Consider the following 8,610-nt stretch of genomic DNA (forward strand, 5'->3'; position numbering starts at 1 on the left):
GCTTGGTCGTTGCGGAATAGAAATATTACGATCTTCGAGCAGGATCGCCGCCCCGGCGGCCATTCGAATACCCTCGATCTGGCCCTCGATGGGAAGACTATTCCCGTCGATACCGGGTTTATCGTCTATAACGAACGCAATTACCCGAATCTCACGCGGTTTTTCCAGCATCTGTCGGTCGAAACCGCCGCCAGCGATATGAGTTTTTCCGTATCGGTCGATGGCGGGCGGCTGGAATATTCGGGCAATTCGCTCGCGACCCTGTTTGCGCAAAAACGTAATCTCGTGAACCTGCGCCACTGGGGCATGATCCGCGATATTCTGCGCTTTTTCCGCAATGCCGCCGCTCTGCTAGAACAACCGGCGGCAACCTCCCTCAGTTTGGACGATTTTCTAACCCAGGGCGGCTATGGCCAAGCCTTTATCCAGGATCATCTGCTGCCGATGGCCGCCGCCATCTGGTCCGCGCCGATGCATACTCTGCGCGGTTTTCCCGCCCGCAGTTTTGTGCGCTTCTTCGCCAATCACGGCTTGCTCAGCGTCAACGACCGGCCGCAATGGCGCACGGTGGCGGGCGGCAGTCGCGCCTATGTGCAGCGGGTCTTAGCCGATCTCCCGGCGATCCGGCTTAATTCCGATATCGAAACAATTCGCCGAACTGAAAGCGGCGTCGACATCCGGCACGGCGGTGCGTGGGAAGGCTTCGACCGCGTCATTCTCGCCTGCCACGCCGATCAAGCCCTGCGCCTGCTGGACGATGCCGATGCGACCGAATGGGCGCTGCTCGATGCGTTTCGCTTTCAGCCCAATATTGCCTATCTGCACCGCGACCCGCGCCTGATGCCGCGCCGTCGCCGCGCCTGGGCCAGTTGGAACCATCTATCGCGCTCGGCCCCCGCCGGGCGGGATGAAGACGCCGATGTTTCCGTTACCTATTGGATGAATAAATTACAGCCGCTGGCAACGAACGCCGATGTGTTTGTCACTCTCAATCCTTTGGTTGAGCCCGATCCGAGCTTGACCCACGCCCGCCTTCTTTACGATCATCCAATCTTCGACCGCGCGGCGGTTGAGGCGCAGTCCCGTTTAAGTCAATTGCAAGGATACAGAGGCATCTCCTATGCTGGCGCTTGGATGGGCTATGGGTTCCACGAAGACGGGTTGCGATCCGGGCTTCAGGCGGGGCTTGGGCTTGGCGGGCAAGTGCCGTGGCGCGTCGCCGACCGGATCGACCCCGGCGCGGCGCTGCTCGGCGAAGCGGCGGAATAGCGATGGCGCGATGCTAGAGACCTGTTTTTATCGCGGCACAGTCGCCCATACGCGATTGGTGCCCTTCCGGCATCATTTCGCCTATCGGGTGTTTTCAGCGCTTTTTGATCTCGATACGCTTCCCCAACAAAGCCGTAAGACTAAGCTTTTCTCCCATAACCGCTGGAATATTCTGAGTTTCTTCGACCGCGATCACGGCGCGCGCGACGGCAGTTCCCCCCGCGCCTGGATCGACGGTATCTTGCGCACGAACGGCTATGCGCCAGAGGGCTGGAAAGTCTGGTTGCATTGTTTTCCGCGCCTGTTCGGCTATGTGTTCAATCCCCTCTCGATCTATTTCTGCTGCGATGCCGCCGGCGTTTTGCGCGTTATTCTCTATGACGTGCGCAATACTTTTGGCGATAAGCACGGCTATTTAATCCCGGTCGAAACACCGGCGGGGCCGATCCAGCAAACCTGCGCCAAGGGCTTCCATGTTTCGCCGTTTTTCCCGGTCGAGGGCCGCTATCGCTTCGATCTTATGCCGCCCGGCGACCGCCTCACTGCGCGCATCGGCCTGGAGGTCGAGGGAAAACCGCAGTTTTTTCGCCACACAAACCGGCGCGCGCCGCCCGTTTACCGACCGGGAGATCATCAAACTGGTGGCCCGCCATCCGCTGATGACACTGAAAGTAATCGGGGCTATTCATTGGGAAGCCCTGGCGATCTGGCGAAAAGGTGCCCGTTTTCATGGGCGTCCAAACCCGCCCGAAACCGAGGTAACGGCGATTGTCGCCATCGATCCGCTTTCGAAACAATTAGATCATCCACAGGCTTCAGCAGGGTGAGCGCATCATGAGTGACAGCCTATATCAAGGCTCCCCGCCCGAGGCTCCCGGCCTGCATTTAAGCCCACCCACGGCCCGGCTTCCTGCCCGGTTACGGCCGCTGATCCGAGCGAAGGACCGCTTCAAGACCGGCACCCTCACGGTCATGCTCGCCAATGGCAATCGAATGACGATTCGCGGCCATGAACCCGGCCCCACGGCGGAATTGCACCTGCATCACCATCGCTTCTTCCGGCGCGTGCTGATGGGCGGGCATCTGGCCTTTGCCGAAGCCTATATCGACGGCGACTGGGACTCACCCGATCTGGCGGCGCTCATCGCCTATTTCGCGCATAATGAGGCCGCCCTTGCCATCGACGGGCATTGGTGGGCGCGCGCGCTGAGCCGCGTGATGCACCGCTTCCGCGCCAATAGCAAACGCGGCTCGCGCCGCAATATCGCCTTTCATTACGATCTTGGAAATAATTTTTATAAGGAATGGCTCGACCCTAGCATGACCTATTCCTCGGCGGTCTATGCCAGCGGGGATGAAACGTTGGAGCAGGCGCAGGCGGAAAAATACGCGCGCATGGCCGCAAAAATCGCGCTGAAACCCGGCGATCATGTGCTGGAAATCGGTTGCGGCTGGGGCGGGTTCGCCGAACTGGCCGCCCGGCGCGGGGCGTTCGTCACCGCCCTCACCCTCTCCAAAGAACAAAAAGCCTATGCCGAAGCGCGGTTTGCTGCGGCGGGACTCGCGGATCATGTCGAGGTTCGGCTTCAAGATTACCGCGACGTTACGGGCCAGTTCGACGGTGTCGTTAGCATCGAGATGATCGAAGCGGTCGGCGAAGCCTATTGGCCGGTCTATTTCGAAACGATCCAGCGGGTCTTGAAGCCGGGCGGGCGCGCCGCCATCCAGGCCATCACGATTGAGGCGGCGCGCTTCGAACCCTACCGCCGCTCGCCGGATTTCATCCAGCGCTATATTTTTCCCGGCGGCATGCTGCCGACCATCGAGCGCTTGCAGCAGGAAACCGCGCGCGCGGGCCTTACCTGGGAAGCGCTCGAAGCCTATGGCCGCGACTATGCCCGCACGCTGCGCCTGTGGCGGGAGAAATTCGATGCCACCTGGGACCGCATTGCCCCCTTAGGCTTCGATGAGCGCTTCCGCCGCACTTGGCGCTATTATCTGGCCTATTGCGAAGGTGGTTTCGATGCCGGATCGATTGACGTGGTCCAAATCGGCCTACAGCGGGTTTAAGATCAACGACAGGCCGAGGCTGGCCATCACTAGCGCGATGATCCCGTCCAGCACGCGCCAGGTGCCCGGCCGGGCGAAGAGCGGGGCGAGCCAGCGCGCGCCCAGCGCCAGCCCGTGAAACCAGAGAAACGACGCGAGAATCGCCCCACCGATGAACCACCAGCGCGTTTCCCACGGGTAGCGCCCGGCGAGGCTGCCGAGCAAAACCACCGTGTCGAGATAAACGTGAGGGTTCAATAAACTGACCGCCAGCGTCGTCGTCAGCGCGGCGCCGAGCGTGGGCACGATGGCGCTTTCGGTCGTGAGCCCGGTGGGGTTCATCGCCCGTTTCAACGCCAAACCGGCATAGGCGAGCAGAAATGCCGCGCCCGCCCACCGCACGACTGACAGCAGGCCCGGTGTTTGTTGCACAAGCGTTCCAAGGCCGAGACTGCCTGCGAGAATCAGCAACGCATCGATGGCAAAGCATAGGAAGGCGATGGGGAGTGGATGCTGGCGGCGCAATCCCTGGCGCAGCACAAAGGCGTTCTGCGCGCCAATGGCGATGATGAGGGAGCCACCGAGGCCGAAGCCCGCGCCGACGATTTCCAGGGTTTCCATTGCCAAACCATCCCAAAACGGTCACTATAATGATACGTTTAATATAATGAGCCATTTCGGTCAATATACTATCCATGCTCGACCCCGACCGCCTCGCCGCCGCCCTTGCCGTCAACCTGCGCGACCATCGCACGCGCCAGGGGCTGAGTTTCGACCAATTGGCGAAACGCGCCGATGTGTCGAAAGGCATGCTGGTGCAAATCGAGAGCGGCAAGACCAACCCCTCCATCGCTACCCTCTGCCGGGTCGCCAATGCGCTGAACATTCCCGTGGCAAAACTGCTGGAGTTGGCCGAAACGCCGCCCGTGCGCATTGTGCGGAAAGCCGATGTGCCGCGCCTCTGGCACACGCCGGACGGCAGCGAAGCCCGGTTGCTGATGAGCACCGACGGCCAGGAATATACCGAACTCTGGGACTGGGCTCTGGCCCCCGGCGAGGCCTTCGACGGCGACGCGCATCCCGCTGGCGCGCGGGAAATCCTCTCGGTCCGGGCGGGCCGCTTGACCCTGACGGTGGGCGAGGAAACGCCGGAGATAGGTGCGGGCGATACGCTGCTGTTCCGCGCCGACCGCCCCCACCGCTACGCTAATCACGGAGCCGAGCCGGTTTTTTTTACAATGGTTGTGGTTGAACGCTCCAACGGCGGCCGCTAGGGCGTTACGCGGGTTCGGGCGCACAAAGCTCCACGATCACGCCGTTCAAATCGCGCACGAAGGCGACCATCCGCCATCGGCCTTGAGCGCCGGTTCATGCAGCGGCACCGCCCCGGCCAGCAAGGCGCGGATATAGGCGGGCAGCACCTCCGCCCGCGTCAAAACAAGCTCCATCCCCGGCGGCGGATGGTCGGGGCGCAGCGGCGTATAGGGGTGCCCTTGGGCGGCGGCGGCGGCTTCGGACAGGAACGCGATAACCACCTCCCCCGAGCGCACCGCCGCCCAACCGGCGGCGTGATCCTCGCCGTGCCGCTTGAAACCGAATGCCGTTTCGTAAAAATCGACCGCCGCGTCAACATCGGGAACATAAAACAGAAGATGAGCTGGCAGCATGGGCTGGCTTCCTTTGCGCGCCCCTTCATTTTTAGCATAATATTATTATATTTTGCACTTTTGCAATAAGGTTCGGTCGCACCCTATTTACAGGCAGCCTCAAAAGCCAAAATCTGATCGGCCAAGGCCCGATAATAGGCTGGGGTGAGATGCTGGGGAGCCTCGCCGTAAGCGTGATTGCGCTGGGTGAGGGCAGGAACGGCGGGCGTGACGCACGTCACCAGCGGGCAGGCCTGGGCGACAGCATGGATATGATCGTAAAACGCGGTGTAGCCCTCGATCTCGTGCGGCGGGACCGGCTGCCCATCGTCGCAAACCTCGGCCAAGCTGAAGGCGTGCACGAGAATTTGACAACGCGGAGTAAGGGCTTTCACCTTATAGACGAAGGCATAAAAAGCGTTTTCCCAGAGGGGGATATAGCCATCCCGATCCGGTGCCCCATTTTGCGGGCAGCGATGTTGGATATAGGTTTCGGCCACAACCGCCGGGTTTGATTGGGTGCTGAGGCAGAGTTGCTTTAAGGCGCTACGCCGGTCATGGCGCTCGACCAGCGGGTGACGGTCGCCGAGGAAATCCAGGTAGAGAAAATCGATAACGGGAAGGTAAAGCCCCCAGAAATCCTTGCGGAAATCCTGTTCGATCCAGCGGCGCTCATGCTCCGGCAAGCCGGGCGGCAACCAGGCGGGATCGGGCTCCTGCGGCTGCGAGATGAGGGAGATGATCGAGGTCCGCTCAAAGTCGAACCGCAACAACGGCAGATCGTCCCCCGCGTCGGGCAAGCCGTTATTGGTAAAGGCGAGGCGCGTCGCGCAGGTGCCGATGAGCGCGCGCGTTGGCATCCGCCCTAATACCGAATCTTATCGTCCTTCCGGTCCCACTCGTCGAAGGCGGCTTTGGCGCGCGCCGCGTCGAGTTGGGTGGTCGGAATCGAGCGGGCGTCGATGGGTTTCGGCAGTTCTTGGTAGAGAAACTCGTCGTCAAAGCCAATCGCCGCCGCGTCCTGGCGGGTATTGCCGTAATAGATTCGGTCGAGGCGCGCCCAATAGATCGCGGCAAGGCACATCGGGCAGGGCTCGCAGCTCGTATAGATCTCGCAGCCGCTGAGGTCGAACGTCCCGAGTTCCTGGCAGGCGCGGCGGATGGCCGTTACCTCGGCGTGGGCCGTGGGATCATTGCTGGAGGTGACTTGGTTCCACCCTTCAGCGAGGATCTTGCCGTCTTTCACGATCACCGCGCCAAACGGCCCGCCCGCGCCCTCGCGCATACGGCGCACCGACAGATCGATGGCGTGGCCCATGAAGTCGGCGGGCGTCATGCCGAAACGCCAACCCGCGCGGTGCGCACGCCCTCGGCCAAATCGCCCACCAGGGCCAGCGTTTGCGGCACGGTTTGCGCCGTGGCTTTGCCATCGACAAGACTATCGGCCAAACATTGCACAATGGACGAACCAACTACGGCGGCATCGGCGACGCGCGCCACGGCGGCGGCGGCGGCAGGCGTGCGGATACCGAAGCCCACCGCAATCGGCAGGTCTGTCGCCGCGCGCAGGCGGCTCACCGCGTCCGAAATCGCCTGATCGCTGGCCGAAGCCGCGCCGGTGATGCCATTGATCGAGACGTAATAGACGAAGCCGCGCGTATTACGCATTACGGTTTGCAGCCGGTAGGCGTCGGTCGTCGGCGTTACCAGCCGGATGAAATCGAGCCCCGCGCCTTGCGACGGCAGGCAGAGTTCCCCATCTTCTTCCGCCGGAAGATCGACGATGATGAGCCCATCGACCCCCGCCGCCTTCGCCCGCTCCAGAAACGCCGGAACGCCCATCGAATGAATCGGATTGTAATAACCCATCAGCACAATCGGCGTGATTTGATCGGTCTCCCGGAAAGCTTCGACCAGTTTTAGAGTTTTCGCCAGGGTCTGCCCGCCCGCGAGCGCGCGCAGATTAGCCGCCTGGATGGCGGGACCATCGGCCATCGGGTCGGTAAAGGCCATGCCAAGCTCGATGATATCCGCCCCCGCCCCCGGCAGGCCGCGCAGCAGGGCGAGGCTGGTCTCATAGTCGGGATCGCCGGAAGTGACGAAGGTGACGAGCGCCGCCCGGTCTTCGGACTTCAGGCGCTGAAAGGTCGCATCCAGGCGGCTCATTACAAACTCACTCCCAAGGCGCGGGCGACGGTGAAGATATCCTTATCGCCGCGACCACAGAGGTTCATCACAATGATCTTGTCGCGCGCCATCGTCGGGGCGATTTTGACCACTTCGGCCAGCGCATGCGCCGGTTCCAGCGCCGGGATAATGCCTTCGAGCTTCGAGAGCATTTGGAAGGCGTCCAGCGCTTCCGCATCCGTCACCGAATGATATTGGACGCGGCCAATATCGTGGAGATACGAATGCTCCGGCCCAATGCCGGGATAGTCGAGCCCCGCCGAAATCGAATGGGCATCGATGATCTGGCCGTCGTCGTCTTGCAGCAAATAGGTCCGGTTGCCGTGCAGCACGCCGGGACGCCCTCCCGTGAGCGAAGCGGCGTGACGGCCCGTATCGACCCCTTCGCCCGCGGCTTCTACGCCAATCATGGCAACATCGGTATCATCCAAGAACGGGTGGAACAGCCCAAGCGCGTTGGAGCCGCCACCAATCGCCGCCACCAGCAAATCGGGCAGACGGCCTTCCTTCGCCATAAGCTGTTCGCGGGTTTCGATCCCGATGACCGATTGGAAATCGCGCACCATCATCGGGTAAGGGTGCGGACCCGCCGCCGTACCGATGACGTAGAAGGTGTCGTCGACATTCGTTACCCAGTCGCGCAGGGCTTCGTTCATCGCGTCCTTCAGCGTGCGCGAGCCCGATTCGACCGCCCTGACTTCCGCGCCTAACAGACGCATGCGGAAGACGTTCGGCTGTTGGCGCTCGATATCGACCGCGCCCATATAGACCGTGCAGGGCAGGCCGAACAACGCCGACACCGCCGCCGTCGCAACCCCATGCTGGCCCGCGCCGGTTTCGGCAATGATGCGCGTGCGGCCCATGCGTTTCGCCAGCAGCACTTGGCCTAAGCAATTATTGATCTTATGCGCGCCGGTATGGTTCAACTCGTCGCGCTTGAAGTAAACCTTCGCGCCGCCGAGCTTTTCCGTCAGCCGTTCGGCGAAATAGAGCGGGCTCGGGCGGCCCACATAATCGGCGAGGTAATAGTCCATCTGCCGTTTGAACTCGGGGTCGGCCTTGGCGGTCGCATAGGCTTTTTCGACCTCCAAGATCAGCGGCATCAGAGTTTCGGCCACATAGCGCCCGCCGAAAATGCCGAAATGGCCGTCGGCATCGGGGCCGGTACGGTAGGAATTGGGCAGCGGGCGCGTCATTACGGCGGAAACTCCGGATCACAAAAAAGAGAGGCGACTGATTACAACTCGATCTGAGTGCCGAGTTCAACCACGCGATTCGCCGGGATTTTGAAGAAGTCGGTCGCGCTCACGGCATTTTTCGCCATGCTGATGAACAGCCGCTCGCGCCAGCGCGCCATACCGGGGCGAATGGTGGAAATCAGCGTTTCGCGCGACAGGAAGAAACTGGTGTCCATCATGCTGATCGGCAAGCCCAACTCTTTGCAGCGCTGGAGCACGGC

At 61.7% G+C, this 8,610-nt stretch carries 11 protein-coding genes; 4 read left to right on the forward strand and 7 right to left on the reverse strand.

Annotated features, from left to right (window positions below; translation table 11 throughout):
• The 3 genes from VZ95_RS06530 to VZ95_RS06540 all read left to right on the forward strand — a co-directional run.
• The coding region (locus VZ95_RS06530; protein WP_052711541.1) for an NAD(P)/FAD-dependent oxidoreductase at positions 1 to 1,269 on the forward strand (1,269 nt) is incomplete at its 5' end.
• Between the two features lie 10 nt (positions 1,270 to 1,279).
• The gene (locus tag VZ95_RS06535) at positions 1,280 to 2,107 is read left to right on the forward strand and encodes a DUF1365 domain-containing protein (protein ID WP_052711542.1); all 828 of its coding nucleotides are present in this window, start codon (positions 1,280 to 1,282) and stop codon (positions 2,105 to 2,107) included.
• Positions 2,104 to 3,339 (forward strand): SAM-dependent methyltransferase, encoded by a 1,236-nt coding sequence (locus tag VZ95_RS06540; RefSeq protein ID WP_084627617.1) that lies wholly within the window; start codon positions 2,104 to 2,106, stop codon positions 3,337 to 3,339. Before VZ95_RS06535 ends, VZ95_RS06540 begins: the two co-directional genes overlap by 4 nt.
• Here the strand turns inward: VZ95_RS06540 and VZ95_RS06545 are convergent.
• The gene (locus tag VZ95_RS06545) at positions 3,325 to 3,939 is read right to left on the reverse strand and encodes a LysE/ArgO family amino acid transporter (RefSeq protein ID WP_045775142.1); all 615 of its coding nucleotides are present in this window, start codon (positions 3,937 to 3,939) and stop codon (positions 3,325 to 3,327) included. The two genes, VZ95_RS06540 and VZ95_RS06545, sit on opposite strands and share 15 nt — an antisense overlap.
• Before the next feature lie 74 nt (positions 3,940 to 4,013).
• Between VZ95_RS06545 and VZ95_RS06550 the strand changes: the two genes are divergently transcribed.
• A complete protein-coding gene (locus tag VZ95_RS06550) occupies positions 4,014 to 4,592 on the forward strand; it encodes a helix-turn-helix domain-containing protein (protein ID WP_045775143.1) in 579 nt (192 codons plus the stop codon).
• A gap of 45 nt (positions 4,593 to 4,637) precedes the next feature.
• Here the strand turns inward: VZ95_RS06550 and VZ95_RS06555 are convergent, their stop codons facing one another.
• The 6 genes from VZ95_RS06555 to VZ95_RS25255 all read right to left on the reverse strand — a co-directional run.
• Entirely contained in the window at positions 4,638 to 4,985 is a 348-nt protein-coding gene (locus VZ95_RS06555) for a VOC family protein (protein WP_052711543.1), read from the reverse strand.
• A gap of 83 nt (positions 4,986 to 5,068) precedes the next feature.
• On the reverse strand, positions 5,069 to 5,824 hold the full coding sequence (locus tag VZ95_RS06560) for a DUF6270 domain-containing protein (protein WP_045775144.1): 756 nt from the start codon (positions 5,822 to 5,824) through the stop codon (positions 5,069 to 5,071).
• Positions 5,825 to 5,829: 5 nt separating this feature from the next.
• Positions 5,830 to 6,300 carry a nucleoside deaminase gene (locus tag VZ95_RS06565; RefSeq protein ID WP_045775145.1) on the reverse strand — a complete coding sequence of 157 codons (471 nt, stop codon included), beginning with the start codon at positions 6,298 to 6,300 and terminating at the stop codon, positions 5,830 to 5,832.
• The gene (gene trpA / locus VZ95_RS06570) at positions 6,297 to 7,130 is read right to left on the reverse strand and encodes a tryptophan synthase subunit alpha (protein ID WP_045775146.1); all 834 of its coding nucleotides are present in this window, start codon (positions 7,128 to 7,130) and stop codon (positions 6,297 to 6,299) included. Before trpA ends, VZ95_RS06565 begins: the two co-directional genes overlap by 4 nt.
• Positions 7,130 to 8,347, reverse strand: a complete 1,218-nt coding sequence (trpB, locus tag VZ95_RS06575) for a tryptophan synthase subunit beta (RefSeq protein WP_045775147.1) — start codon at positions 8,345 to 8,347, stop codon at positions 7,130 to 7,132. The genes trpA and trpB overlap by 1 nt, the downstream gene beginning before the upstream one ends.
• A gap of 41 nt (positions 8,348 to 8,388) precedes the next feature.
• Positions 8,389 to 8,610, reverse strand: a 222-nt coding sequence (locus VZ95_RS25255) for a KUP/HAK/KT family potassium transporter (protein WP_045775148.1), incomplete at its 5' end; no start/stop codon positions are given.

Origin of the sequence: Elstera litoralis, assembly GCF_000963705.1 — a bacterium.
GTDB lineage: Bacteria > Pseudomonadota > Alphaproteobacteria > Elsterales > Elsteraceae > Elstera > Elstera litoralis.